Annotated in this window: 21 protein-coding genes; 9 read left to right on the forward strand and 12 right to left on the reverse strand. The window is 73.3% G+C overall.

All coding sequences use genetic code 11. From position 1 onward, the window contains the following. The 3 genes from ACZ6I1_RS21425 to ACZ6I1_RS21435 all read right to left on the reverse strand — a co-directional run. A partial coding sequence (locus ACZ6I1_RS21425) for a phosphohexomutase domain-containing protein (protein WP_469289428.1) occupies positions 1-528 on the reverse strand: 528 nt, incomplete at its 3' end. Between the two features lie 105 nt (positions 529-633). After that, on the reverse strand, positions 634-1,590 hold the full coding sequence (locus ACZ6I1_RS21430) for an NAD-dependent epimerase/dehydratase family protein (RefSeq protein WP_469289430.1): 957 nt from the start codon (positions 1,588-1,590) through the stop codon (positions 634-636). Beyond that, entirely contained in the window at positions 1,587-2,270 is a 684-nt protein-coding gene (locus ACZ6I1_RS21435; RefSeq protein WP_469289431.1) for a ScbR family autoregulator-binding transcription factor, read from the reverse strand. The genes ACZ6I1_RS21430 and ACZ6I1_RS21435 overlap by 4 nt, the downstream gene beginning before the upstream one ends. Before the next feature lie 104 nt (positions 2,271-2,374). On the opposite strand from ACZ6I1_RS21435, the gene ACZ6I1_RS21440 reads away from it, so the two are divergent. Beyond that, complete coding sequence (locus ACZ6I1_RS21440; protein ID WP_469289433.1) at positions 2,375-3,343, forward strand: ScbA/BarX family gamma-butyrolactone biosynthesis protein; 969 nt, start codon at positions 2,375-2,377, stop codon at positions 3,341-3,343. Positions 3,344-3,406: 63 nt separating this feature from the next. Here ACZ6I1_RS21440 and ACZ6I1_RS21445 read toward each other — a convergent pair whose 3' ends face one another. Then, positions 3,407-4,360, reverse strand: coding sequence for a nucleoside hydrolase (locus ACZ6I1_RS21445; RefSeq protein WP_469289436.1), 954 nt, complete (start codon positions 4,358-4,360; stop codon positions 3,407-3,409). A 93-nt stretch (positions 4,361-4,453) separates the two neighbouring features. Next, positions 4,454-4,813: a zinc ribbon domain-containing protein YjdM gene (locus ACZ6I1_RS21450; protein ID WP_469289438.1), complete on the reverse strand. Its 360-nt coding sequence runs from the start codon at positions 4,811-4,813 to the stop codon at positions 4,454-4,456. 212 nt (positions 4,814-5,025) lie between these two features. Here ACZ6I1_RS21450 and ACZ6I1_RS21455 point away from each other — a divergent pair, with 212 nt between their 5' ends. Further along, entirely contained in the window at positions 5,026-5,223 is a 198-nt protein-coding gene (locus ACZ6I1_RS21455) for a hypothetical protein (RefSeq protein ID WP_469289439.1), read from the forward strand. After that, complete coding sequence (lysA, locus tag ACZ6I1_RS21460) at positions 5,220-6,554, forward strand: diaminopimelate decarboxylase (protein ID WP_469289441.1); 1,335 nt, start codon at positions 5,220-5,222, stop codon at positions 6,552-6,554. The genes ACZ6I1_RS21455 and lysA overlap by 4 nt, the downstream gene beginning before the upstream one ends. Before the next feature lie 20 nt (positions 6,555-6,574). Here lysA and ACZ6I1_RS21465 read toward each other — a convergent pair whose 3' ends face one another. From ACZ6I1_RS21465 to ACZ6I1_RS21475, 3 genes are read right to left on the reverse strand one after another with little or no spacing between them, the layout of a single operon-like run. Further along, on the reverse strand, positions 6,575-7,975 hold the full coding sequence (locus tag ACZ6I1_RS21465) for an NADP-dependent succinic semialdehyde dehydrogenase (RefSeq protein WP_469289442.1): 1,401 nt from the start codon (positions 7,973-7,975) through the stop codon (positions 6,575-6,577). A gap of 34 nt (positions 7,976-8,009) precedes the next feature. Continuing rightward, positions 8,010-8,246, reverse strand: coding sequence for a hypothetical protein (locus ACZ6I1_RS21470; protein ID WP_469289444.1), 237 nt, complete (start codon positions 8,244-8,246; stop codon positions 8,010-8,012). After that, positions 8,243-9,472, reverse strand: coding sequence for an MFS transporter (locus ACZ6I1_RS21475; RefSeq protein WP_469289446.1), 1,230 nt, complete (start codon positions 9,470-9,472; stop codon positions 8,243-8,245). Before ACZ6I1_RS21475 ends, ACZ6I1_RS21470 begins: the two co-directional genes overlap by 4 nt. A gap of 217 nt (positions 9,473-9,689) precedes the next feature. Here ACZ6I1_RS21475 and ACZ6I1_RS21480 point away from each other — a divergent pair, with 217 nt between their 5' ends. Both ACZ6I1_RS21480 and ACZ6I1_RS21485 read left to right on the forward strand, forming a co-directional pair. After that, complete coding sequence (locus ACZ6I1_RS21480) at positions 9,690-11,753, forward strand: galactose-binding domain-containing protein (protein WP_469289448.1); 2,064 nt, start codon at positions 9,690-9,692, stop codon at positions 11,751-11,753. Positions 11,754-11,811: 58 nt separating this feature from the next. Next, the gene (locus ACZ6I1_RS21485; protein ID WP_469289450.1) at positions 11,812-12,447 is read left to right on the forward strand and encodes a TetR/AcrR family transcriptional regulator; all 636 of its coding nucleotides are present in this window, start codon (positions 11,812-11,814) and stop codon (positions 12,445-12,447) included. On the opposite strand, the gene ACZ6I1_RS21490 is transcribed toward ACZ6I1_RS21485, so the two are convergent. Beyond that, the gene (locus ACZ6I1_RS21490) at positions 12,444-14,900 is read right to left on the reverse strand and encodes a SpoIIE family protein phosphatase (RefSeq protein WP_469289451.1); all 2,457 of its coding nucleotides are present in this window, start codon (positions 14,898-14,900) and stop codon (positions 12,444-12,446) included. The two genes, ACZ6I1_RS21485 and ACZ6I1_RS21490, sit on opposite strands and share 4 nt — an antisense overlap. Before the next feature lie 112 nt (positions 14,901-15,012). Continuing rightward, positions 15,013-16,659 (reverse strand): FAD-dependent oxidoreductase, encoded by a 1,647-nt coding sequence (locus ACZ6I1_RS21495; protein ID WP_469289453.1) that lies wholly within the window; start codon positions 16,657-16,659, stop codon positions 15,013-15,015. Positions 16,660-16,807: 148 nt separating this feature from the next. Here ACZ6I1_RS21495 and ACZ6I1_RS21500 point away from each other — a divergent pair, with 148 nt between their 5' ends. Together ACZ6I1_RS21500 and ACZ6I1_RS21505 are read left to right on the forward strand one after the other, a co-directional pair. Beyond that, positions 16,808-17,929: a SchA/CurD-like domain-containing protein gene (locus tag ACZ6I1_RS21500; protein WP_469289455.1), complete on the forward strand. Its 1,122-nt coding sequence runs from the start codon at positions 16,808-16,810 to the stop codon at positions 17,927-17,929. Between the two features lie 13 nt (positions 17,930-17,942). After that, positions 17,943-18,209: an acyl carrier protein gene (locus ACZ6I1_RS21505; RefSeq protein WP_469289457.1), complete on the forward strand. Its 267-nt coding sequence runs from the start codon at positions 17,943-17,945 to the stop codon at positions 18,207-18,209. A 77-nt stretch (positions 18,210-18,286) separates the two neighbouring features. Here the strand turns inward: ACZ6I1_RS21505 and ACZ6I1_RS21510 are convergent, their stop codons facing one another. Together ACZ6I1_RS21510 and ACZ6I1_RS21515 are read right to left on the reverse strand one after the other, a co-directional pair. Continuing rightward, on the reverse strand, positions 18,287-19,372 hold the full coding sequence (locus tag ACZ6I1_RS21510; protein WP_469289459.1) for a methyltransferase: 1,086 nt from the start codon (positions 19,370-19,372) through the stop codon (positions 18,287-18,289). Between the two features lie 35 nt (positions 19,373-19,407). Continuing rightward, positions 19,408-20,475, reverse strand: a complete 1,068-nt coding sequence (locus tag ACZ6I1_RS21515; protein WP_469289461.1) for a right-handed parallel beta-helix repeat-containing protein — start codon at positions 20,473-20,475, stop codon at positions 19,408-19,410. A gap of 317 nt (positions 20,476-20,792) precedes the next feature. Between ACZ6I1_RS21515 and ACZ6I1_RS21520 the strand changes: the two genes are divergently transcribed. Both ACZ6I1_RS21520 and ACZ6I1_RS21525 read left to right on the forward strand, forming a co-directional pair. Next, positions 20,793-21,155, forward strand: coding sequence for a hypothetical protein (locus ACZ6I1_RS21520; RefSeq protein WP_469289463.1), 363 nt, complete (start codon positions 20,793-20,795; stop codon positions 21,153-21,155). A 145-nt stretch (positions 21,156-21,300) separates the two neighbouring features. Continuing rightward, positions 21,301-25,146 carry an nSTAND1 domain-containing NTPase gene (locus tag ACZ6I1_RS21525; RefSeq protein WP_469289465.1) on the forward strand — a complete coding sequence of 1,282 codons (3,846 nt, stop codon included), beginning with the start codon at positions 21,301-21,303 and terminating at the stop codon, positions 25,144-25,146. Positions 25,147-25,171 lie beyond the last annotated feature (25 nt).

The following is a 25,171-nucleotide window of genomic DNA, read 5'->3' on the forward strand; positions in this document are numbered from 1 at the left end:
CTTCAGCGGACGGATCCCGCCCAGGTCCACCAGGCCCCGCAGGTGAGCGGCATAACCGGCCAGCGTGTCCCGCTCGCTGACCGTGCCCGCCACCGCCCCCGCCGCAACCGCCGAAACGCCCTGCTCGGACCACTTCTCCACCAGCTCGCGGATCTGCGACAGACCCGTGTCCTGGCCCACCGGAGCCGCACCCGCACGGCACAGCTTGATCCCGTTGTACCGGGCCGGATTGTGCGAGGCCGTGAACATCGCACCCGGCAGACCCAACGAACCCGACGCGTAATACAGCTGGTCCGTCGAGCACAGCCCGATCAGCGTCACGTCCACACCACGAGCAGCCGCACCCCGCGCGAAAGCCCCCGACAGACCCGGCGACGAAGGCCGCATGTCATGCCCGATCACGATCGCCGAAGCACCCGTGACCTCCACGAACGCGGCACCGAACAGCTCCGCCAAAGGCTCGTCCCACTCGTCCGGTACGACACCGCGTACGTCATACGCCTTGACGATGTTCGAAAGGTCGGGCATTTCCACTCCTCCAGGGGTGTCCGGCTGTGTTCCGGACGCTACCGGCCGCCCTTCCCGCCAAGGGACCGACCGTCCGCATCCCGCCGAGGCTTTGGCAGATCGCCGTCACCGCGGAAGGGCCCCGCCCCGCTCCCGGTACCACTGCGCCGACCCGCCGAGCCGGGCCAGCGGTCCGGGGCCCGGCGCGAGGCCGGCGAGCCGCCATGCCGCGTCGGCGCGGTACCAGTGGTCCCCGGCCAGCAGCGTGAACTGCCGCTCGCTCACCCATCCCGGGGTCCGGGCCAGAGCGTCCAGGCAGGCGCGCCACGGCCAGTCCTCGGCGGGGCGCCGCGGCAGCACCCGGTGGTCCGCGAGGGCGTCCATGAGGTCCCGGTTGCGCACCGGCTCCGGATGGTGCGCGTGCAGGACGCCCGAGGCCCCGGCCGCATCACCGCCGCCGAGCCCGAACGCCACGACGAGCCGCGCCAGATCGTCGACGTCGACGAACGAGGCCAGCCCCGCGCCACCGCCCCACCCGGCCGGAACCCGCCGGAACGCGTCGGCGAGAGCCGGTACGACCCACCGGTCGCCCCTCCCCAGCACCAGCCCCGCACGCAGGACCAGTCCCCCCGCCTCGAGCACCGGCTCCTCCCCCGCCAGGCGGCTGCGGCTGGCCGGCGACACCGGGGCGGGCGTCAGCTCGCCGACGTCGTGTCCGCGATGCGGCCCCGGCCCGTAGACGGCGCAGGTGGACAGGTGGACGATGCGCCCCACTCCGGCCCGCTCCGCCTCGGCCACCAGGGCCGCGGTCCCGGCGGAGTTGACCGCGGCGCAGCGTTCGGCGTCCGGTCCGACGTAGGAGGCCAGCGACAGCAGGACGTCCGCGCCGTCGCACACCCCGCGCAGGGATTCCGCGGCCGCCAGGTCGGCGTCCGCCCACCGCACCCCGCGCGCGACGGCGCGCGGGGGCGTACGGGACACCGCGCGCACCGGCGTCCCCGGCGCCTGCGCGGCCAGCCGGCGCAGCACCGCCGACCCCACGAAACCCGTCGCCCCGGTGACGACGACGCGAGGCGCGCTCACACCAGTTGGTCCGGTTCCGCGGGCTGCGCCCACTGCGCCTTCTGCGACTTCTGCGCGGGCTCCAAGGTCAGGCGCAGGCTCGCGCGGGCGTCCTCCGTGGCGACGGCGGGCAGCAGGTAGCGCCACAGCGAGGCGATCCGCTGCGGCAGGTCGGCCCGTCCGGTGGACGCCTGGGAGAAGAGCTGCGCCCCGGTGAAGGAGCTGACCAGGACCCAGGCCAGCTCGTGGTCGTCGACGTCCGGCTGGAGCTCGCCCTTGGCCCGTGCGAAGCGCAGCTGCTGGCGGAACTCGAGGACCCAGGCCTGGTACGCGACGTCATCGCGCAGGCCGAACTCGCCCTGCTCCACGGCCAGTCGTACGCCCGCCCGGAGCACCGGATTGTGCTGGAGCTGCTCGGCCAGGTAGAGCGTGATGTCCACCAGGTGCTGCAGCCCGTCCTCGCCCTCGGGGAACTCCAGGCCGTCGCCCTGCCCGACCATCACGGCGTAGGCGAGCTCCTCCTTCGAGCCGAAGTGGAAGTACATCCCGCCCTGCGTGACGTCCGCCCGCTTCATGATCTTGCTGATGCTGGCTCCGCTGAAGCCGAACTCGTCGAAGACCTCCGCCGCAGCGCGCAGGATGGCCGCCCTGGTCTGAACTGCCCTGAGTTGAGGCGCGCGTTGCCGCTTACGGTCCGACATTGGGGTACCTAACCTTCTCGACAAAAAAAACGAACATCCTTTATTTTAGGACCCATCGCCGTACAGCACCAGCACATGACCGACGTTTCAAGGGGGGCTCAACCATGACTCTGTCAACTGATCACTCCGCCTCGCCCGTCATCGCACTCAGCAGCGCGTTACCCAGGGAGTACGTACACAAGAGCGCTCACTCCGAGGTCCTGCTCACGGGGTGGCGGGCCGTCGCGCCCGACGAGTACGTCATCACCGCCCAGTGGCCCCGCGCCCACAGCTTCTACTCGCCGGACGCGGACGGCCACCACGACCCGCTCCTCCTCGCCGAGTCCGTCCGCCAGGCGATCCCCCTCCTGAGCCACGCCGCGTACGACGCCCCCTTCGGGCACCGGCAGATCTGGGACACGTTCACCTATTCGATGAACGCCGGGGCCCTCGTGGTCGGTTCGACGCCGGCGGACATCGTGCTGCACATCGCCTGCTCGCACATCGCGCGCCGCGGCCGAAGACTGGCCGGCCTCACGATGCACGTCACCGCGACCCGTGACGGGGAGCTGCTCGGCACCGCCGAGGCACGCTTCACCAACCAGCCGCAGGCCATCTACCAGCGCTTGCGCGGCCGCAACGCCGACCTCGCCGAGCTGACCGCCCGGATGATCCCGCTCCCGCCGCCGATGACGCCCCGGCGCGTGGGCCGTGACCGCTTCCACGACGTGGTCCTCTCCCCCACGAGCTCCGCGCACCGCACCCAGCTCCGGACCGACGTCAACCACCCGATCCTCTTCGACCACCCCGTCGACCACGCCCCCGGCATGCTGCTGCTGGAGGCCGTCCGGCAGGCCGCGTACGGCTGCGCCTTCCCCCGGCGAGGAGTCCTGACCGACCTGGAGATGCGGTTCTTCCGCTACGCGGAGCTCGACTCGCCCTGCTGGATCGAGACGGTCCCCGCCCCCGGCGGGATGACCGCGTCGGGCCGCCTGCCCCTGCGCGTCACGGCCCGGCAGGACGGCGAGGACATCTTCACCGCCACCGCGACGATCAGCACGTCGCCCGCCCTCTCCCTCTGCTCCGCCCTGTGAGGCGGCGTCCGGTGTTCCGGCTCGGGGGGTGCGTGCCGTCGCCGGAACACCGGACGGCCGGGTTCAGCGGCTGATTCCGGTACGGGAGCCCAGCGCGGCCACGGCGCCGACCAGCCGGTCCCAGAACAGCCCGGTCTCCAGGGCCATCGCGACCTGCGCGTTGACCGGGAGGTCCAGGGAGCGGTGGAGGTCGACGACCGTGGCGCCCCGCGTGTACTGGCCGCGCAGCTCCACGACCACGGCCGCCGGTACGCAGTGCACGAGCCCGGGATCGATGACGCGGGCGACGGCGACGGGATCGTGCAGCGGCGGGCTGTCGAAGCCCCACAGGCGGCGATAGGTGGAGCCGAAGAACGACAGCAGCCCGGCGCAGGTACGGCCGAGCTCGGTGCCGAGCCCCTCGAACCGGGCCAGCACCTCCGGGGTGGCGAGCGCCTGGTGGGTCACGTTGAGGCCGCACATGGTGATCGGCACCCCGCTGCGGAAGACGATGTCGGCGGCCTCCGGATCGGCCTGGATGTTGAACTCGGCGGCCGGAGTGCGGTTGCCGCGCTCGGTGGAGCCGCCCATGAGGACGATCTCGCGGAGGTGCGCGGCGGCCTCGGGGTAGCGGGTCAGCAGCAGGGCGATGTTGGTCAGGGGCGCCGTCGGCACGAGGGTGACGGGCTCCGGGTGCGTGGTCAGGATCCGGTGGATGAGTTCCACGGCGTGCCCGGGGACCACGTCCACGGTGGGTTCGGGGAACCGGGGCCCGTCCAGTCCCGATTCCCCGTGCACGTCGTCCGCCACCCCCAGCGGCTGGACCAGCGGGCGGTCGCAGCCGGCCGCGATGGGCACGTCGGTGATGCCCGCGACGGTGCAGACGCGGCGCGCGTTCAGGGTGGTCTTGGCGAGTGTCTGGTTGCCGGCGACCGTGGTGATCGCGAGCAGGTCCACCGCCGGATCACCCGCGGCCAGCATGATCGCCAGGGCGTCGTCGTGGCCGGGATCACAGTCGATGATGATCGGGACAGGCACGCTCACTCCTCGGGCATCCGGGGCATCTGCCGTACCAAGTCTGCCTCTTCGCGGTGCCCGCCCAGGTGGATGCGCCGTGGAACTGCCGGACGGTCAGACCTTCCGGACCACGCTGGACTTCAGCTGCATGGCACCGAAGCCCTCGATCTTGCAGTCGATGTCGTGGCCGTCGACACCGTCGACGAGGCGGATGTTGCGCACCTTGGTGCCCGCCTTGATCCCGGACGTGCTGCCCTTGACCTTGAGCCCCTTGACGACCGTCACGGTGTCGCCGTCCGCCAGTACGTTCCCGACCGAATCCTTGACGACGCGCTCCTCGGAGGCACCGCCGCCCGTCTCGGCGGACGCGGGCGACCACTCGTGCCCGCACTCGGGGCAGACGAGGAGCACGCCCATCTCGTACGCGTACGCGCCGGAGCATTCGGGGCAGGGGGGCAAAGGATTCTCGGTCACCGAAACAGTGTATTTCAGGCCGTGGGACGGGCCCTGCCGCAGGCCGCGCCCGGTGTCAGGGATCCGTATGGACCCGGCCGATCGCCGTCAAGGTCCCGTTACGGGGTGGCCGCAGGCGCGCCGGTGCGGGGATAGCTTCGGGTGCGCGCTCCGGACCGCCTCCCCGCGCCCGGGGCGTCATCCGTCACTCGTGGTTCCTCAGGGAGGGCCCCATGTGCTTGTTCCAGTACGACGACGATCCCGAGCCCGAAGAACGGATCCCGGCCGGGCTGACCGGCGATCCGGCGCTCACCGCTCCCGCGCTCACCCCGGTCCCGGCCGTCGCTGCCCCGGCCGTCGCTGCCCCGCCCCGCGCCGCCGCGCGCACGGCCCGGACGGCCCGGGCCGCCCGACGGGAGAGCTTGTCATGACCACGGCCTTGCTGCCCGCGGTCCCGGCCGGCGCCGATGACCTGTCGGTCTGGCCGGCCTCCACGGTACGGCTCCCGGACGGCCGACCGGCGGTGGGCGGAGTGTCCCTCGCGGAGGTCGCCGAACGGTTCGACACCCCGGTGTACGTCCTGGACGAAGGCGAGGTGCGCGGGCGCTGCCGGGCCTACCGGGAGGCCTTCCCCGGGGCCGAGGTCCTCTACGCCGCGAAGGCCTTCCTCTCCCGCGCGGTGGTGCGCTGGGTCGGGGAGGAGGGGCTGGGACTGGGTGTGCGTTCCGCCGGAGAGCTGGAGCTCGCCGTCACCGCCGGTTTCCCGCCCGAGCGCATCCTGCTGCACGGCAACGCCGCTTCGCCCCGCGACCTGGCGGCGGCGCTGCGGCTCGGCGTGGGGCGGATCGTCATCGGCAGTCCGTCGGAGACGGCCCGGATCGCGGCCGCCGTCGGCCCCGGGGGCCGCCAGAAGGTCATGGTGCGGGTGGTGCCGGGCGTCTCGGCCGGCGGCCACGGCACGATCCGTACCGGTGCGGACGGCCAGGGGTTCGGTCTGTCGCTCACCGACGGGGGCGCGCAGCACGCCATCGCCCGCGTCCTGGGCCGGCCCCGGCTCGAACTGACCGGCCTGCACTGCCACATCGGCTCCCGGATCAGCGACGTGAAGCCGTACCTGGTGGCGCTGCGCCGCATGGTGGGGCTGATGGCCCGGATCCGTGACGCGCACGGCACCGTCCTGCCCGAGCTGCACATGGGCGGCGGCCACGGCATCGCCCACCGGCCCGGTGAACCCGCCCTCGACCTCGCCGCGCTCGCCCGGCGGATGCGCGCCGAGCTCGTCGCGGGCTGCGCCGCGGCCGGGCTGAGCGTGCCCCGGCTCCTCGTCGAGCCCGGCCGGGCCCTCGTCGGGCCGGCCGGAGTGGTCCTGTACCGGGTGCTCGCCGTCCGGCACACCGGCGGTGAGGTGTTCGTCGCCGTCGACGGCGGCGGGGGCGGGGACCCGCGCCCCGACGCGCACGGGGTGCGCCACGCGCCCCTCCTGGTGGGCCGCACCTCGGCCGCCGGACCCCGTACGGCCACGGTCACCGGCCGGCACGGCGAGGCCGGTGACGTGCTCGCGGCCGGGGTGGAGCTGCCGGGCGACGTCCGCCCCGGAGACCTGCTCGCCGTGCCGGCGGCCGGTGCCTACCAGCCGTCCACGGTCTCGGGCTACCACCTCGCGGGCCGCCCCGCCGTCGTCGCGGTCCACGGGGGCGCGGCCCGGATCCTCGTACGGCGCGAAACGCCGGCGGACTTCCGCACCCGGGACATCGGCGCGTAGCCGGTCACCGCGCGAGCGGCTCAGTCGTCCTCCGCGGCCCGCCACACCGTGGTGATGTTGCAGAACTCCCGGATTCCGTGGCCGGACAGCTCGCGCCCGTACCCGGAGCGCTTGACGCCGCCGAAGGGCAGGGCGGGGTGCGAGGCGGTCATGCCGTTGACGAAGACACCGCCGGCCTCCAGGTCGCGCGCGGCGTGCTCGACGTCCTCCTCGCTGCGCGTCCAGAGGTTCGAACTGAGTCCGAAGGGGGTGTCGTTGGCCCGTTCGACCGCCTCCTCCAGGCTCCCCGCCCGGTAGAGGGTCGCGACGGGCCCGAAGGCCTCCTCCTGGTCGATGCGCATGGCGGGGGTGACGCCGGTCAGCACCGTCGGTTCGTAGAACCAGCCGTCCGGGCGCCCGGGCGGGCGCCGGCCGCCGCACAGGACCGTCGCGCCGTGCCGTACGGCGTCGTCCACGAGCTGCTCGAGGTCGCCCCGGCCGGCCTCGGTGGCCAGCGGTCCCACGTCGGTGGACTCCTGCATCGGGTCGCCCACCGTGAGCGCCCTCATCCCGGCCGTGAAGCGCTCGGCGAACTCGTCGTGGACGTCGGTGTGGACGATGAAGCGCTTGGCGGCGATGCAGGACTGTCCGTTGTTCTGCACGCGGGCGGTCACCGCGGTGCGGGCGGCCCGGTCGATGTCGGCCGAGGGCATCACGATGAACGGGTCGCTCCCGCCGAGCTCCAGGACCGTCTTCTTGACCTCGTCGCCGGCGACGGACGCGACGGCGCGTCCGGCGGGCTCGCTGCCCGTCAGGGTGGCCGCGGCCACCCTGGGGTCGCGGAGCACGTCCTCCACGGCCGCCGCGCCGATGAGCAGGGTCTGGAAGCAGCCGCGGGGGAACCCGGCCCGGTGGAAGAGCTCACCGAGGTAGAGCGCGGTCTGGGGGACGTTCGACGCGTGCTTGAGCAGGCCGACGTTGCCGGCCATGAGGGCCGGCGCGGCGAAGCGTACGACCTGCCACAGGGGGAAGTTCCACGGCATGACGGCGAGGACCACCCCGAGCGGCCGGTAGGACACGCGGACGGCCGCCGCTCCCGCGTCGCGCACGTCGGCGTCGGCGGGGTGCTCGTCGGCGAGGAGGGACTCGGCCCGGTCGGCGTACCAGCGCATGGCCTTCGCGCATTTGGCGGCCTCGGCGCGGGCCGCCGCCAGCGGCTTGCCCATCTCCGTGGTCATGGTCCGCGCGATGTCCTCGGTCTCCGACTCGAGGAGCTCGGCCGCCCGGGTCAGGAGCTCGCCGCGCTCCGCGAAGGAGGTGCGGCGGTACGCGGGCGCCGCCGCGGCGGCGTCCGCGAGGCACCGCTCGATGCCCGCCGCGTCGAGCGGGTCGAAGGTGCGCAGCGTCTGGCCGGTCGTGGGGTTCACGGTGGCGATGGGCATGGTGGGACCTTCCTTCCTCGTCACGGTCACAGCCCTAGACCGCGTCGTCGCACGCGCCGCACACCAGGTCCGCGTACTGGGGCGGGCACCACGGGGCGCCGGGATCCGCCCCGGGCGCCCTCGGGGCCGTTTCCATGGCGAACGTGTCCCTCCCGCAGAAGGTCCGCGGCCCCGGCACGGAGGTCGTTCCCGGGGCGGCGGGCGCGGCGTGCACGCGCCGGACGGACAGGTCCGGCTGCTCGACCTCGTACATGACGACGATCCCGCTCATACCTCGACCGTAGGCGGCTCCGGGGCGACCCGCGCGCCGTCCGGGGCCGGCCAGTACGCGGTCTCGTCCCGCGCCGGGAGCAGTACGGCGGCCAGCGCCGGGAAGACGGCCGCCAGGGCGAACACCAGCGGGTAGCCCTGTCCGGCGATCAGCGCACCGGCCAGGGGTGGCACGAGGACGATGGCGGTGTGCTGCCCCATCCCGTGCACCCCCAGGGCGCGGCCCGCCCAGTCGGGGCCGGCGTACTCGGCGACCGCGGTGTTGTGCAGTCCGTTGGTGCTGACCGTCAGCCCCGAGGCCAGCAGCAGGGCCGCCGTACCGGCCGCGGAGTCCCACGCGGCTCCGGCGGCGAGCAGGGCCAGGTCCGCCGTGGTGACGACGGCGAGCAGCCGCATCGGGCGGATGCGGCTCGCCACGGTGTCGGACCACCAGCCGGCGAGCAGCCGCACCCCCGCGCCGGCCAGGTTGGCGGCGGCCAGGACGCCGCCGGCCGCGGCGGCTGACCAGCCGCGCACCTCGGTCAGGAAGAGCAGGGCGAATCCGGTCACCACGAACTGCGGCACGCACAGCACCGCGGCGGCGCCGTGCAGCCGCCACAGGTAGCCGCCCCGGTACGGGGGCGGGGCGGCCGGGGCGCCCGCCGGCCGCCGCGGGCGCGGCGGATCGACGGCGCACAGGGCGATCGCGACGCCCGCGGCCCCGCACAGGGCGGCGCAGAATCCGAAGGCCGCGGAGAGGCCGGTGTGGTGGGCGAGCGGTGGGAGGGCGGCCGCGGCCACCGCGGTGCCCAGCGGCTGGGAGGCCTGCCGGACCCCCATCGCGATGCCCCGGCGGTCGGGCGGGAACCAGCCGATGACCAGCCGCCCGGAGGCCGAGTTGACGGAGGAGCCGGCGGCGCCGGCCAGGACCAGCAGCGCGCCCAGCGTCCAGGTCCCGTGGACGGTGGCCGCGGCGGCCGTGGCCGCCGCGGCGACCAGCAGTCCGGCGGAGAGCGCGAGCCGCTCACCGTACCGGTCGGCGACGACCCCCCAGCCGATCAGTCCGAGCAGGATCCCGATGATCGGGCAGGAGACGAGGAGGCCGGCGGCGGCCAGTGAGAGCCCGAGTTCCCGCTGGAAGGCGGGGACCAGGTAGGCCAGGCCGTAGAGCACCGTGGTGCTGGCGGCCTGGCCGCTGGTGCCCAGGGCGAGCATCAGCCAACTGCGCGGAATTCGCTGCTCCTTCATGCCGTCACCCTAGCCACTGGGTCAGAGTGTGAGATGGATTGTTCTGCATGCTGAGACACAATCGCTCATCACCCCCCCCATGGCCGCATCCTGACGCTTCATCAGGTCAAGCGTCCCGGACTCTTGACTCTGCAAGCGGCTGTCGCGATCGTTCCGTACGACGACCTTTGTATGGGCCATGACAATTCAGGCCCCTCCCCCACTGAAGACGTGAGTGATGACGATGACTGGACACCCCTACCGCCGGCATCGGCCCCTCGCGGTGCTCTCGCTGCTCCTCGCCCTGGTGGCCATGGTGCTCGGCCCGGCGGCGACCTCCTCGGCCGACCCGGGCTGGTGGAACCCGGTCGCGCGGCCCGCCCCGGACTCGGAGATCAACGTCACCGGGGAGCCGTTCAAGGGGACCGACGAGCAGGGCCGGGTCCGCGGCTTCGTCGACGCGCACGACCACCTGATGTCCAACGAGGGCTTCGGCGGCCGGCTCATCTGCGGCAAGCCGTTCTCCGAACAGGGGATCGCCGACGCGCTCAAGGACTGCCCCGAGCACTACCCCGACGGCACCCTCGCGATCTTCGACTTCATCACCAAGGGCGGCGACGGCAAGCACGACCCGAACGGCTGGCCGACCTTCAAGGACTGGCCCGCCCACGACTCGCTGACGCACCAGCAGAACTACTACGCCTGGGTCGAACGCGCCTGGCGCGGCGGCCAGCGGGTCCTCGTCAACGACCTCGTCACCAACGGCGTGATCTGCTCGGTCTACTTCTTCAAGGACCGCGGGTGCGACGAGATGACCGCGATCCGCCTCGAGGCGCAGAAGACGTACGACATGCAGGCCTACATCGACACGATGTACGGCGGCCCGGGCAAGGGCTGGTTCCGGATCGTCACCGACTCCGGACAGGCCCGCGAGGTCATCAAGCAGGGCAAGCTGGCCGTGGTCCTCGGCGTCGAGACCTCCGAACCGTTCGGCTGCAAGCAGATCCTGGACATCGCCCAGTGCAGCAAGCAGGACATCGACCGCGGCCTGGACGAGCTGCACCGGATCGGCGTGCGCAGCATGTTCCTGTGCCACAAGTTCGACAACGCCCTGTGCGGGGTCCGCTTCGACCAGGGCGCCCTCGGCACCGCCATCAACGTGGGCCAGTTCCTGTCGACGGGCACGTTCTGGCAGACCGAGAAGTGCCGGGGCCCGCAGCACGACAACCCCATCGGCCTCGCGGCGGCGCCCTCGGCGGAGAAGCAGCTCCCGGCGGGCGTGACGGTGCCGTCGTACGCGGCGGACGCGCAGTGCAACACGCGCGGTCTGACCGAGCTCGGCGAGTACGCGGTGCGCGGCATGATGCAGCGCAAGATGATGCTGGAGATCGACCACATGAGCGTGAAGGCCGCGGGGCAGGCCTTCGACATCCTGGAGTCCGAGTCGTACCCGGGCGTGATCTCCTCACACAGCTGGATGGACCTGGACTGGACCGAGCGGGTGTACCGCCTGGGCGGCTTCATCGCCCAGTACATGGGCGGAGCCGAGGGGTTCAGCGCGGAGGCCAAGCGCACGGACGCCCTGCGCGACAAGTACGGCGTCGGCTACGGATACGGCACGGACATGAACGGCGTCGGCGGCTGGCCCGCCCCCCGGGGCGCCGACACCCCGAACCCGGTGCGCTACCCGTTCCGGAGCACCGACGGCGGCTCGGTCATCGACAAGCAGACCACCGGCGTGCGGACGTGGGACCTCAACACCGACGGCGCCGCGCACTACGGCCTGGTCCCCGACTGGATCGAGGACATCCGGATCGTCGGCGGCCAGGGCGTGGTGGACGACCTGTTCAAGGGCGCCGAGTCGTACCTGACCACCTGGGGCGGCTCCGAGAAGCACAAGGCGGGGGTCAACCTCGCCGTGGGCTCCGCCGCCTCGGCCTCCTCCGCCGAGTGGAACCCGTTCACGAGCTACGCCCCCGGCCGTGCCGTGGACGGCAGTACGGGCACCCGCTGGGCCAGTGACTGGAGCGACGACCAGTGGCTGCGGATCGACCTCGGTGCGCCGGCCCTGGTCAAGCGCGTCACGCTCGACTGGGAGCGCGCCTACGGCAAGTCGTACCGCATCGAGGTGTCGCCGGACGGTACGAACTGGCAGTCCGTGTGGTCCACGACCACCGGCGACGGCGGCCTGGACACGGCGCAGTTCGCCGGTACCCCGGCCCGCTACGTACGGGTCCACGGCACCCAGCGCGGCACCCAGTGGGGCTACTCCCTGCACGAGGTCGGCGTGTACAGCAGCTGACACCGAGGGGGTTCCCGGACGCCCGCGGGCTCCGGGCCCACGACCGAAGGGAACCCCCATGGCACGGATGCCGTCGGCCGAGCGGCGCCGGCAGCTGACCGAGGCCGCGATCCGCGCGATGACCCGGGACGGCGTCGCGCGGACGACGACCCGGTCCATCGCCGCGGAGGCGGGCGTGTCACTGAGCGTCTTCCACTACTGCTTCGACTCCAAGCAGGCCCTGCTGGAGTCGGTCATCGCGACGATCACCGACCACTGCATCGCGGTGGTGAAGGAGGCGATCCAGCCGAAGGCCACCCTCCGGGAGACCGTCCGGGCCGGCTTCCAGGCGTACTGGGACCACGTGGCAGCCCACCCCGGAGAGCACATGCTCACGTACGAGCTCACGCAGTACGCCTTGCGCCAGCCGGGCTTCGAGCACCTGGCCCGACGGCAGTACGAGCTGTACGCCGGCACCTACACCGAGCTCATCGAACAGATCCGCCCGCTCATGGGCTTCGACCTGCGGGTGCCCGTGCCGGCGCTGGCCCGCTACCTGGCGGCCATGACCGACGGGCTGACCCTGAGCCTCCTCGTCCTCGGCCACGACGCGGCTTCGAAGGACATCCTCGACACGATCACCGACCACGTCGCCGCGCTCGTCGGCGACACGGGCACGAGCACGGGCACAGATACGGGTACGGTCCGGCGCTAGTCGGGGACGTGGATGTCCAGGACGCAGATGTCGTCCCGGTGGTCCTGGCGCCCTGCGGCCAGGGTGCGGGCGAGGGTCTCGCCCCGGCCCTCGTCCAGCAGCCGCCGGGCGGTCTCGGCGAGCCGGGCGAGCCCCACCTCGATGTCCTCTCCCGGCTCCTCGACCAGCCCGTCGGTGTAGAGCACCAGGTGGTCCCCGGGTTGCAGGTCGAGGCTGTGCTGTACGTAGACGGAGTCGAAGGCGGCCCCGAGGAGGTTGCCCTCGGGCAGCGGCAGGAACCGCGCCGTACCGCCCCGGATCAGCAAGGGCGGCAGGTGCCCGGCCCGCGCCCAGGTCAGACGGCGGTCCACGGGCCGGTAGATGCCCATGATCACGGTGGCGGTCGCCGCGTGCTTGTCCGAAGCCGTGTGCAGCAGCAGGGTGTTGAGCCGGCGCAGCACGTCGGGCAGCGCCGAGCCCGTGACGACCATGCCCTTGATGGTGAACCGCAGCTGGGCCATCGCCGCGACGGCGTCGAGGCCGTGACCGGCGACGTCCCCGACGACGAAGAGCGCGCGCTCGTCGGGGAGTCCGATGGCGCTGTACCAGTCGCCCCCCACATTGACTCCGCTGTCGGAGGGCACGTACGCGACGTCGATGCGGAGGCCGGCCAGCTCCAGGGACTGTTCGGGGATCGGCAGCAGCGCGTCCTGGAGCCGGGCGGCGAGGGCGCGTTCGGCCTGGAGCATGCCCCGCTCCACCAGCACCGCGCGCTCGCTCTCCCCCAGGGCGAGTTCGGCCTCGCGCTGGGCGGTGACGTCCTGGAAGAAGCCGTGCACCTCGACCGGGGCCCCGTCCGCGTCGGTCTGCGCCTCTACGACGATCCGCAGGTGCCGGACCCCGCCGGCGGTGGTGATGCGGAAGGGCTGGTCGATCGCGGCCCCCGCGCGCAGCAGCCGCTCGACGGCGGCGCCCAGCACCGGAACGTCCTCGGGCACGAGGTGCCGGGGCAGTTCCTCCAGCGGCACGGGGCCCAGCAGGGGGTCCCGGCCGAAGATCGTGTAGACCTGCTCGGACCAGGCGGTGGTGTTCGTCACCAGGTTCCAGCCGGCCCAGCCGAGGTTGCCCAGGCGCTGCATGTCCGCCAGCCGGCGGGTCTCGCGGTCATCGGAGTCGTGGCGGATCCAGGACACGACCAGACGGTCGCCCAGGCGCGTGGCGCGGACCGAGTACGTGGATTCCCGGGGGACTCCGGCGCTGACCTCCCGGTAGACGAAGGGCTCGCCGTCGTAGGCCGTTCCCGTGGTCAGCGTGTCCAGGTACCCGTCCCACAGCGCCGTTCCCGCGATGGTGGGGTACGTCTCCAGGACGTGCCGCCCGACGAGCTCCTTGCCCCGCCGCCCGGCCACGTCGACCGATTCCGGCGCCGCCGCGTCGATCCGGAAGTCCCGTACCTCCCCCGTCTGCGCACGCACGGGGGTCAGGAGGACCGCGGTTCCGGACAGCACGTCGAAGATCCGCTGGACGGACTCCGTCTCGCCCTGCGTGCCGGGGCCGTCGGAGCGCCCGGCGCAGCGCAGCGGGTCGGTGCACAGCCGGACGGCACTGCGCAGCAGGATGCGGGCAGCTCTGTCGAAGGGGTCCTTCCGGGTCCGGAGGAATCCGACGGCGGCGGTCGCCGGGCGGTCACCGGGTACCGGCAGCCAGGCCGTCGTCGGCCAGCGCTCGGGCGGGTCCCCGATCCGGTGGTAGCGGAGGGAGTCCAGCGCGGCGTCCTCGAGCCACAGCGCCCGTCCGCTGCCGATGGCCTCCAGCGCGGCCACCCCGCTCATCGGCGGTACGTGCCTCCACTGCTCGGCCAGGGCGTCCCCGACACCGGCGTGCCCGTGCAGCCGCAGGCTCCCGGCGGGCGTCAGCGCGTAGATCATGACGCCGTCCACGCCCGCGGCCCCGCCCAGTACGGTCCGCAGCAGCTCGGCGATCCCGTCGGGGGTGCGCGTCCCGGCCAGGCCGTCGGCCAGCCGGGCCAGGAGGGGCCGGTGGCCGGCGCTCCGGCCGGATCCGAAGGCCGGCGGCGCCTCCTGCGGGGACGTACGGGCCCGCTCCGGCTGCGCGGACGGGGCCTGCGGGGACTCCCGGGGCTGCGGGGACTCCTGGGGCTGCGGGGACACGGACACCGTGCGCGGGTGGACCTCCCCCAGAGCGATCCAGCTCTCCTCCAGGAGCGTCCGCCCCCGCCGCGTGGCGCGCCGGAGCAGCGTCCCGTACGCCTCCTCGGCGGACACTCCCTCGCGGGCCATCAGCACGCCCGTGGCCCGCTCCACGACGGCCGTGGCCGAGGCGGCCCCCTCCAGGGCCGTGACCTTCGAGCGCAGCCTTTCCACGACCCTGGCCAGTGCGAGCACCTCGGGTGCGGGCGCGCGCCCGGCGTCGCCGCCGTCGTCCGTGCCGGGGAGCGGGGAGTCGCTCGTCATCCTTCGAGCATGTCACGTGGTGGGGACGGACCGCCTCGTGACCGGCGGGCACGGCGGTGCCCGCGGCCGTTTTTCCGGGCCCCGCCCCGCCGGGGCCCGGACAGGCCCCGGGTCAGGACCGGTACAGCAGCAGGCTCAGGACCTCGTGGAGGACGGACTCCGGGTCCACCACGGCCTCCGGCGAGCGCCAGGCCACGAAGCCGTCCGGGCGTACGAGGACGGCCCCGGTCTTCGTCGTGCCGTGGACCTCCGCCCAGTCGGCGCCCTCCTCCGGAGCCAGGTCGGCCTCCGGACTGGTCCCGATGGCGTACGCGTCCAGGTTCACGCCGAGCAGGCGTGCGACGGACCGGGCCGCCGCGCGCCAGGGCGTGCCCTCGGAGCTGAGCAGGACGAACGCCCGCTCGTAGAGGTCCACCGTGGACTGCCGCCCGCCCGATCCGTGGAGCCACATGTGCGGGGCGCGTGTGCCCGGATCGCCGGACAGCCGCATCCGTTCGGGCACGACGGGCTGCTCCGGGTCGGCTCCCAGTACGGCGCCCACGGTGTAGCGGTAGCCCATGGCGACGGTGAGCACCCCGCCCGGCCGCCCTCCGCCGGGCGCGGCGGAGGCCGTGTCGGGCTCGGGCTCGTATCCGGGATGGCTGTGTTCCGCCGAGCGGGCCGAGGCCCGTTCGCTCGTCGCCCGGGCGACGGGCAGCCGCTCGGCCTCGTAGCTCTGGAGCAGTCGGGGCCCGGCCGCGCCGTTGAGCACGGCGGCGAGCTTCCAGGCGAGGTTGTGGGCGTCCTGGATGCCGGTGTTCGAGCCGAAGGCCCCGGTCGGGGACATCTCGTGGGCGGAGTCACCGGCGAGGAAGACCCGACCGATGCCGTACCGTTCCGCGACGCGTTCGGCCGCGTGCCACGGGGCCTTGCCGGTGATGTCGACGTCCAGGCCGGGCGCGCCGACGGCCCGGCGGATGTGCTCGATGCAGCGCTCGTCGGTGAAGTCCTCCAGCGTCTCGCCGCGGTCGGGGTGCCAGGGCGCGTGGAAGACCCACCGCTCGCGGTTGTCGACGGGCAGCAGGGCACCGTCCGCGTCCGGCTTCGTGAGGTAGCAGACGATGAAGCGCCGGTCGCCGACCACGTCGGCGAGCCCGCGGGAGCGGAAGGTGATGCTCACGTTGTGGAACAGGTCTCCGTGGCCGGTCTGGCCGATGCCCAGCTGCTCCCGGACGGGGCTGCGCGGCCCGTCGGCGGCGACCAGGTAGTCCGCGCGGACGGTGCGGTGCTCCCCGGTGTCGCGGTTCTTCACGACCGCGGTCACACCGCTGTCGTCGGTGTCGAAGGAGAGGAGCTCGGTGGAGAACCTCAGGTCCGCCCCGAGCGCCGGGGTCTCGGACATCAGCACCGGCTCGATGTCGTTTTGGCTGCACAGGCACCACGCCGAGGGGCTGAAGCGGGCGAGCGCGCCCCCGGGGTCGATCTCCTGGAACAGCCACTCCTGGTCGTCGCCGGTGAGCGAGCCGCCCTGCAGGATGCCGTGGTTGCCCGCGAGGACCGAGGCGGCCTGGCGGATCCGGCCTTCCACGCCGGCGACCCGGAACAGCTCCATGGTCCGTACGTTGATTCCGCGTCCGCGTGGATGCATCGAGGTGCCCGCATGCTTCTCGACCAGCATGTGCCTGATGCCGTGGCGGCCCAGAAACAGCGAGGTGCACAGGCCCACCAGCGAGCCGCCCACGATCAGGACAGGGACGCGGTGGTCAGCGTTTTCCTTCATGGATCTTCCATGCCCTGTGCGAGGGGCGTTCCCTCGCCCGTTCACCCGCTTGGTTCTCCCCTCTCGCGCCGATGGCACCACCGGACCACGATCGGTTCGGGTGGTGCCGCCCCCGTGGCGACCGCGATCTGCCGAAGGAGTGTGAACGATGACGACCTTGTCGGAACGGATATCCCAGTCCGCCTTCGACGGCGCGAGGCTCCGGGTCGTACTGCTGCTGGACTTGTACGACGGGGCTCAGAATCAGTTCCTCGAGGTCTACGAGCAGATGCGCCGGCAGGTGTCGTCCGTTCCCGGACACATCCGCGACGAGCTGTGCCAGTCCATCGAGAATCCCTCGCAGTGGCTCATCACCAGCGAATGGGAGAGCGCCCAGCCCTTCCTGGCCTGGCTGAACAGCGAGGAGCACGTCGCGACGGTCCAGCCGCTGCACGGCTGCGTGCGCGACACCCGCTCGCTGCGGTTCAACGTGCTGCGGGAGACCGGCGGGGCCCCGCGGCCCGCCCCGGATCCGGCGCGCGGACCGGTCCTCTCCGCTCCCCGCCGCGGGGACGGCGTCGTACGCCACGCGCTCACGTTCACCGTGAAACCGGGCAGCGAGGCCGCCGTCGCGAAACTGCTGGCCGGGTACGCCTCCCCGCCGGCCCGCGTCGACGACCAGACCCGGCTGCGCCGCACCTCCCTCTTCATGCACGGCAACCGCGTGGTGCGGGCCGTGGAGGTGGAGGGCGACCTCCTCGCGGCGCTGCGCCACGTGGCGCAGCAGCCCGGTGTCAGGGCGCTGGAGGAGGCCCTGAACCCGCACCTGGAACAGGACCGGGACCTCGGCGATCCCGGATCGGCCCGCGTGTTCTTCACGCGCGCCGCGCTGCCCGCCGTCCACTACGTGGCGTCGGGCGGCCCCGAGCCCGAGGACCTCGGGCGGTACGCCCTCTTCTATCCCGCCAAGGAAGGGTGCGGGACGGCGCTGGCGCGGCTGCTGGCCCGTCAGGACGAGGCCGCCGTGGACGACCCGGCGAGCCCCCTCCACGGCAGCACGGTCTTCCAGCGGGACGACATCGTCGTCCGGCTCCTGGACCTGCGCGGCCCGCTCGATGCCCGGCCCGCTCTGGCGCTGGGTGTGGAGGGCAGCCACAAGGCGGCCGTGCTGGCCCGGCTGCTCGACAGCGTCAAGGACGGCGTCCCCACGACGGAGGACGAGCTGACCCGTTTCCTGTGGCGCTCCGAAATGCGTCTGATCACCGACCGGCGTCAGCCGGCGCAAGCCTGAGGAGAGGTCCGTCATGACCACTGGACTGACTCGACTGACCATGGATGAGCTGGCCGCTCTCATGCACAAGGGGGCGGGGGTGACCGTCGACCCCGCGGACATGGCCGCCCGCCCCGACGCGGACTTCGAGGAGTGGGGGCTCGATTCGCTGGGGCTGCTGGGGATCGTCGGGGAGCTGGAGAACCGCCACGGCCGGCCCCTGCCGCCCGACGCGGACAAGTGCAAGTCGCCCCGGGAGTTCCTGGACCTCGTCAACAGCACGCTGATGACCGACGCCTGACCCCGTCAGCCGCGCCACCGCGCCCCGGGACCGGCCGCCTGCCGGTCCCGGGGCGCCGTGGTGCCCGCCCGATCCCGTCAGCCGGAGGCGGGGACGGGGACGGTGCACTCGAACGCGTGCAGGTACGCGTTGACCGGGCGGATCTCGCCGACCACCAGACCGGCGGCCCTCATCCGGGTGAGCAGGCTGCCCTTGGTGTGCTTCGCGCCGCCCACGTTGAGCAGCAGCATCAGGTCCATGGCGGTGGTGAACCTCATGGACGGCGTGTCGTCCACGAGGTTCTCGATGATGACGACCCGGGCGCCGGGACGGGCCGCCTCGATCACGTTCCGCAGGGTCCTGCGGGTGCTGTCGTCGTCCCACTCGAGGATGTTCTTGATGATGTAGAGGTCGGCGGCGACCGGGATGGAGTGGCGGCAGTCGCCGGGGATGATGTCGGTCCGCCCGGCGAGCGGTCCGCCGTCGCGCAGCCGGCGGTCGGCCTTCGCCACCACGCCCGGCAGGTCGAGCAGGACGCCCCGTACGGCCGGGTGCTTCTCCAGCAGGCTCGCCAGTACGTGCCCCTGGCCGCCGCCGATGTCCGCGACCACCGAGACGCCGGTGAGGTCGAGGAGTGCCGCGACGTCCAGGGCCGACTGCGTGCTGGAGGTGGTCATGGCCTGGTTGAACACGTGGGCGGACTCGTGCGCGTCCTGGTGCAGGTAGTCGAAGAACCCCTTGCCGTACAGGTCGTGGAAGACGCTGCCGCCGGACCGTACCGCCTCGTCGAGCCGGGGCCAGGCCTGCCAGGTCCAGGGCTCCGTGCACCACAGGGAGATGTAGCGCAGGCTGTGCGGATCGTCCTCGCGCAGCAGCCGTGACATCTCGGTGTGGACGAAGGTCCCGTCCGGGTTCTCCGCGAAGATCCCGTAGCAGGACAGGGCGCGGAGCAGCCGGTGCAGCGGCTGCGGGGCGGCGTTCACCGCCGTGGCGAGGTCGTCCGCGGTGGCGGGCGATGCGCCGAGGGCGTCGGCGACGCCGAGGCGGGCGGCTGCCCGTACGGCGGCGGCGATCGCCGCGCCGAAGACGAGCTCCCGCAGCCGCATCGCCGACTGGGGGGCGGCCGCGTCCGCGGAACCGAGTGCGGCCGGTGTGATGCCGGGGGTGGGACTTGCGGTGGTCATACGGCCTCGATTCTCCTGATGAGGGCGAACACCGGTCAGCACATCCCCGCGGGTTGGGAGGTCTCGCACCGGTTGCCGACGAAGCTGTTGCCGGTACCCGTCCCCTGGTTGGCCAGGTCCGCCGGCTTGTTGCCCCGCACCTCGTTGTCCTTGATGACGTTGTCGGTGTTCGTGGCACCCACGAAGCTCTTGAAGAGCAGGATTCCGCCGGACAGCGGCGAGGCGCCCACGTTGCCGCGGATCGAGTTCGACCGTACGAGCGTCTCTTCGGCGCCGGTCAGAACGATGCCGACGCCCTGGATGTCGGGGAGGCGGGTGTTGCCGCGGCAGAACTTGTTGTTCTCGTGGATGCGGTTGCCGCGGATGGTCATGTCGCCGGCGCCCGGCTCGCCCTCGTCGCCCACGACGAAGATCCCGCCGCAGTTCCCGGTGAGGACGTTGTCGTTGACGGAGAGGTTCCGCACCCGCCTGACCGTGACTCCGATCCGGTTCCCGGTCAGCGTGTTGTTGCGGACGACGGCGCCGAGGGTGTCGGTGGCCCCGCCCTCGCGGTCGATGGTGTTGGCGACGAAGATGCCGGACTCCGCGTTGTCGCGGGCGGTGTTGTTGCGGAACGCACCCCGGGTGGACCTCTCCTGGGCGATGCCCCAGGTGCCGTTCTTCTCGGCGGTCACCTGCTCGACGGTCATCCGGTCGGTGCGCGAGGCCCAGATGCCGCTCTTCTTGAAGCCCGTCAGCGTCAGCGACCGGATGCTCACCCGGTTGACGGTCTTCTCCGCGGCTCCTATGACGCAGATGCCGTTGCCGGTCTGTGCGCAGGGGTTCTCTGCGCGCGCGGGCCGGGGCGCGGTCGGCGGCGTGATCACGGTGGCCGCCCCGGAGCCCCGCAGGGTCAGGGACTTCGTGATGTGCACGCTCTCGTGGTAGGTGCCGGGGAGCACGATGATGGTGTCTCCCGGCCGTGCGGCGTCCACCGCTTCCTGGATCGATTCTCCCGGATGCACCATGTGTCGGGCCGCGGTGGCCGAAGGCGCTGCCGCGCCGAGACCCGTGGCCATGACGACTGAGATGCATGCGAGGACCGTGAGCTGTCGGTTCGTCACGATGCCGAAGTTATGGGCGATCAGGGCCGCCCGCCACACCGGGTGAGCGGATGGATACATACCGCGGGCAAACGGGCTCATTTCCGGGTCCGGACGGGTGGCCGCCCGCGCGTCGCCTTGGCAGCCGCCGGCCGGGGCCGGGAGCGCGCCCTCCGCGGCCCTCCGACCGGCGTGTTGACCCCGCCGCGCACCCCGGCCCGGTCGTCGGGGGTTTCCCCCGGCGGGCCGCGACGGGCAACGGGAAACCCGTCGACCCCCGGTGGCCGGCGGCCCCAGTCTGGAGCCGTCCGCACCAGCAAGACCCACGAGGGGACACCATGCGCAAGATGTTCCGCGGCGCCGCCGCGTTCGCGACCGCCGCCGCCGCCGTACTCGCGCTCAGCGGTACGGTCGAGGCCAAGCCGGCCGACGCGTGGGCCGGATGCCCGGACGGGGCCGTCTGTATCTACCCCCAGGACCAGAACCCCGCCGTCCGGCCGACCCACGTCTTCTACAAGTACGGGGCGCACAACCTCACCAACCAGTACGGGAACCACTGGGTGCTCAACAACCAGTACGGCGGTGCGACCGCAAATCTGTGCACCGGCTCCAACGGGGTCGGCTGCGGCAGCCCCATCGCCGCCAAGACCGGTGTCTACGCCAATCTGACGCCCATCAACTCGGTGCGCCTCAACCCGTAGGACCCACGGGGGAACAGCGTCCGGAGCCGCCGTCCGTCGGCTCCGGACGTTCCTCATGTCGTCATACGAATCCCAAGACTTGGCCGTCCGTCCGACCCCCGCTGTAGCCTGGGAGCCGCCATCTCGGCGCCTGGGCGCGCATGCCATGGGGGACGCTTTGGGGGATCCGGACCACCGGCCGAACGCGGGCCGCCCGCACGACTCCGACCACACCGGCGCCCTGCCGTTCCCCGCGCAGCTGAGACGTCTGCGGTTGCAACGGGGCATGTCGCTGGCCGACCTGGCCCGGCGCACGCACTACAGCAAGGGCTACCTCAGCAAGATCGAGACGGGCGCGAAGCGCGTGACCGTGGACGTCGCCCGGCGCTGCGACGACGTACTGGGGGCGGGCGGCGAGCTGCTGCGGATGGCCGCGGAGACGGAACCGGCCGGTCCGGGGGCCGGCGCGGCGGGGCCGGAGACCGGCGAGTGCCCGTACCGCGGCCTGCCGGCCTTCACGGCGCGGGACGCGGGCTGGTACTTCGGCCGGGAACGGGCCACGGCCGAGCTGGTCGAGCGGGTCTTCGAGCGCATCGGGAACGGGCCGCTGATGCTGGTCGCCCCTTCGGGCGCGGGCAAGTCCTCCCTGCTGAACGCCGGCCTCGTCCCCGCGCTCCGGCGCGGCGGCTTCCCGATGCGGGGCGCGGAGGGCTGGCCGGTGGTGCGGATGACTCCCACGGCCCGTCCGCTCGAGGAGCTGCTGGACTGCGCCGCGAAGGTGCTGGGCAGCGATCTCGGGCTCGGTGCGCGGGAGGTGGGGGAACGGCCCCTGGCTCTCCTGGAAGCCTTTCGCCGGCTGTCGGACACCGACCCGGGCCGGGAGCCGGACCCGGACCGGTACCGGGACCGGGGTGGGGACGGGGGCCGGGAGCCCGGCCGGAAGCCCCCGCCGGTCCGGCCGGTGCTGATCGTCGATCAGTTCGAGGAGCTGTTCACCCTCTGCGCCGACGAGCACGAGCGGCGCACCTTCGCCCGGGTGCTGTCGGCCGTGTCCACGTCCCGGCTCGCGGCGGACGGGCCCGACCCCGCCGTCGTGGTGCTCGGCGTACGGGCCGACTTCACCGGCAGCTGTCTGGACCTGCCGGAGCTGGCCCCGGCCTTCTCCTCGGGGCTCTTCGTCCTGCCGCCGATGTCCCTGGCGGAGCTCCGGGAGTCGATCACGCGCCCGGCGGAGCTCGCCGGAGTCGCGCTCGAGCCGGGCCTGGTACCCCTGCTGCTGCGCGACGCCGGTCTGCGCGAGGACAGTCCCGGCCACACGCCCTCCGGTGTGCTGCCGCTGGTGTCCCACGCCCTGATGGCCACCTGGCAGCAGCGCACCGGATCCACCCTGACGGTCGCCGGGTACGAGCGGACCGGCGGCATCCAGGGTGCGATCGCGCGGACCGCCGAGACCGTGTTCGCCCGCCTGTACCCGGCCGAGCAGCGGACGGTCCGCCGCCTCCTGGTCCGGCTGGTGCACGTCGCCGACGGCGCGGGGGCGACGCGCCGCCGGATGGAGCGGACCGCGCTGATGGAGCAGCTGCCCGGCCCGGACCGGGCCGCGGCCGCGCTCGACACCTTCGTCCGGGCCCGGCTGGTCACCGTGGACCGCGACACCGTCGAGATCACCCACGAGGCCCTGCTGCACGCCTGGCCGCGGCTGCGCGGCTGGATCCACGCGGACCGGGCCGGTCTGCTGATCCACCAGCAGCTGGCGCACGCCGCCGCCGAGTGGGAGCGCGAGGACTGCGATCCGTCGGCCCTCTACCGCGGGACCCGGCTGGAGAACGCCCGGTCGTGGGCCGACGAGCTCGACGGCAGGAGCAGGCTCGGCCCCCGCGAAGAGGACTTCCTGCGGGCCAGCCAGGCCGCGGAGGACGCCCGGGAACGGCAGGCCCGGCGCCAGGTACGGCTGCGGCAGCGGATGCTGGCCCTCCTCGTCGTCCTGCTGGTGCTGGCCGTGGGCGCGGGCGGGCTGGCGTACGAGCAGCGCGCGGGCGCGCTCGGCCAGGAGCGCGTGGCCCGTTCGCGGGCGCTGGCCCTGCAGTCCGCCTCGCTGGCGGCGGGCCAGCCCGAGAGGTCGATGCGGCTCGCCGCGGACGCCTACCGGGCCTCGGCCACGACCGAGGCGCGCGGGGCGGTGCTGAGCACCCAGTCCCAGCCGTTCATCGCCCGGCTCGGCGGGCACGGCGGCGCCGTGAACGCGGTGGCCTTCGCCCCGGGGAACGGCGAGCTGGCGACGGCCGGTTCGGACGGCACGGTGACCCTGCGGCGGGTGTCCGACCACCGCACGACGGCGTCGTTCACGCTGCCCGGGCGGGTCCGGGCCGTCGCCTTCAGCCCCGACGGCCGCACCCTGGCGGCCGCCTCCACGGACGGGCCCGCGCTGCTGTGGGACGTCACCGGCCGCCGTACGGCGGCGGTCCTGGCGCCGGACACCACCGGCGCCCGGGCCGTGGCCTTCGCACCCGACGGGCGGACCCTGGCCGTCGCGTCCCCCGACGGGACCGTCCGGCTATGGGAGACGGCCGGGGAGAACCGGGCGGTGGCCTCCCTGGAGGGCCATGCCGGCAGGGTCAACGCCCTGGCGTACGCGGCGGACGGCCGCACGCTCGTGTCGGCCGGCGCCGACCGGACCGTACGGCTGTGGGATCCGGTGGCCGCCCGCCCGCTGGCGGTCCTCGCCGGGCACACGGACGAGGTGCTGGGGGCGGCGTTCGCCCCGGACGGGCAGAGCGTGGCCACCGGGGGCGTCGACCGGACCGTACGGCTGTGGGACGTGGCCGGACGCCGGAGCACCGCGACGCTGACGGGACACAGCGACGACGTCAACGGCGTGGCGTACACGCCGGACGGGACGACGGTCGTCAGCGCGGGCGGCGACGGGACGACCCGGCTGTGGGACGTGCGCGCCGCGCGGCTGACGGCGACGCTCGCCGGACACACCGACTACGTGCTCGGGGTGGCGGTGGACCCGGCCGGGACGGTGCTGGCCACCGCCGGGTTCGACCAGTCGGTGGTGCTGTGGGACCTGCGCGGCCCGGTGCTGACCTCGCGTCCCTTCACCGAGGTCTGGCACGCCGCGTACAGCCCGGACGGGAGGCTGCTGGCCACCGCCGAAGCGGATCACGCCGTGCGGCTGTGGGACGTGGCGGAGCGCCGGGTGGCGGCCACGTTCTCGGGGCACACCGAGACCGTCTTCTCGGTGGCGTTCGCCCCCGACGGGCGGACGCTGGCCTCGGCGGGCTCCGACGGCACGATCCGGTTGTGGGACGTCGCGTCGCGCGGGCCGGCCGCCACCCTCGACGGCCAGGGCGGCACCGTGTTCTCCGTGGCCTTCGCACCGGACGGCCGGACCCTGGCCGCGGCCGGCTCGGACGGCACGGTACGGCTGTGGGACGTGGCCGCGCGGCGCAGGCTCGCCGTGCTCGCCGGCCACACGGACTTCGCCAACGACGTGGTGTTCAGCCCCGACGGACGCACCCTGGCGAGCGCGGGCGACGATCTGACCGTACGGCTGTGGGACGTCTCCGAGCGGCGGCAACTGGCCGCGCTCACCGGCCATACGGGGGCGGTACGGGGCGTGGCGTTCAGCCCGGACGGCCGGACCCTCGCCAGCAGCGGCAACGACGGGACCGTACGGCTCTGGGACGCCCGCCGCCGCCGCTTCGAGGCGGCCCTCACCGGCCACACCGGCTCCGCGCGGGGCATCGCCTTCTCCCCCGACGGGCGGACCCTCGCCAGCAGCGGCAACGACCGCACGGTGCGGCTGTGGGAGGTGGCCGGCCGGCGTCCGGTGGCCGCGCTGTCCGGTCACACCAGCGCGGTGTGGGGGGTCTCCTTCTCCCCCGACGGGCGGACGGTGGCGAGCAGCAGCACCGACGGCACCGTACGGCTGTGGAGCGTGGACGTCGGGGCCCGGCTGGCGGAGATCTGCCGGCTCTCCCCCGGCCCGGCGTGCCCGCGGCCCTGAAAGTGCGCCCGTCCGCGGGGGTTTC

The organism is Streptomyces sp. NPDC046303, from assembly GCF_055588085.1.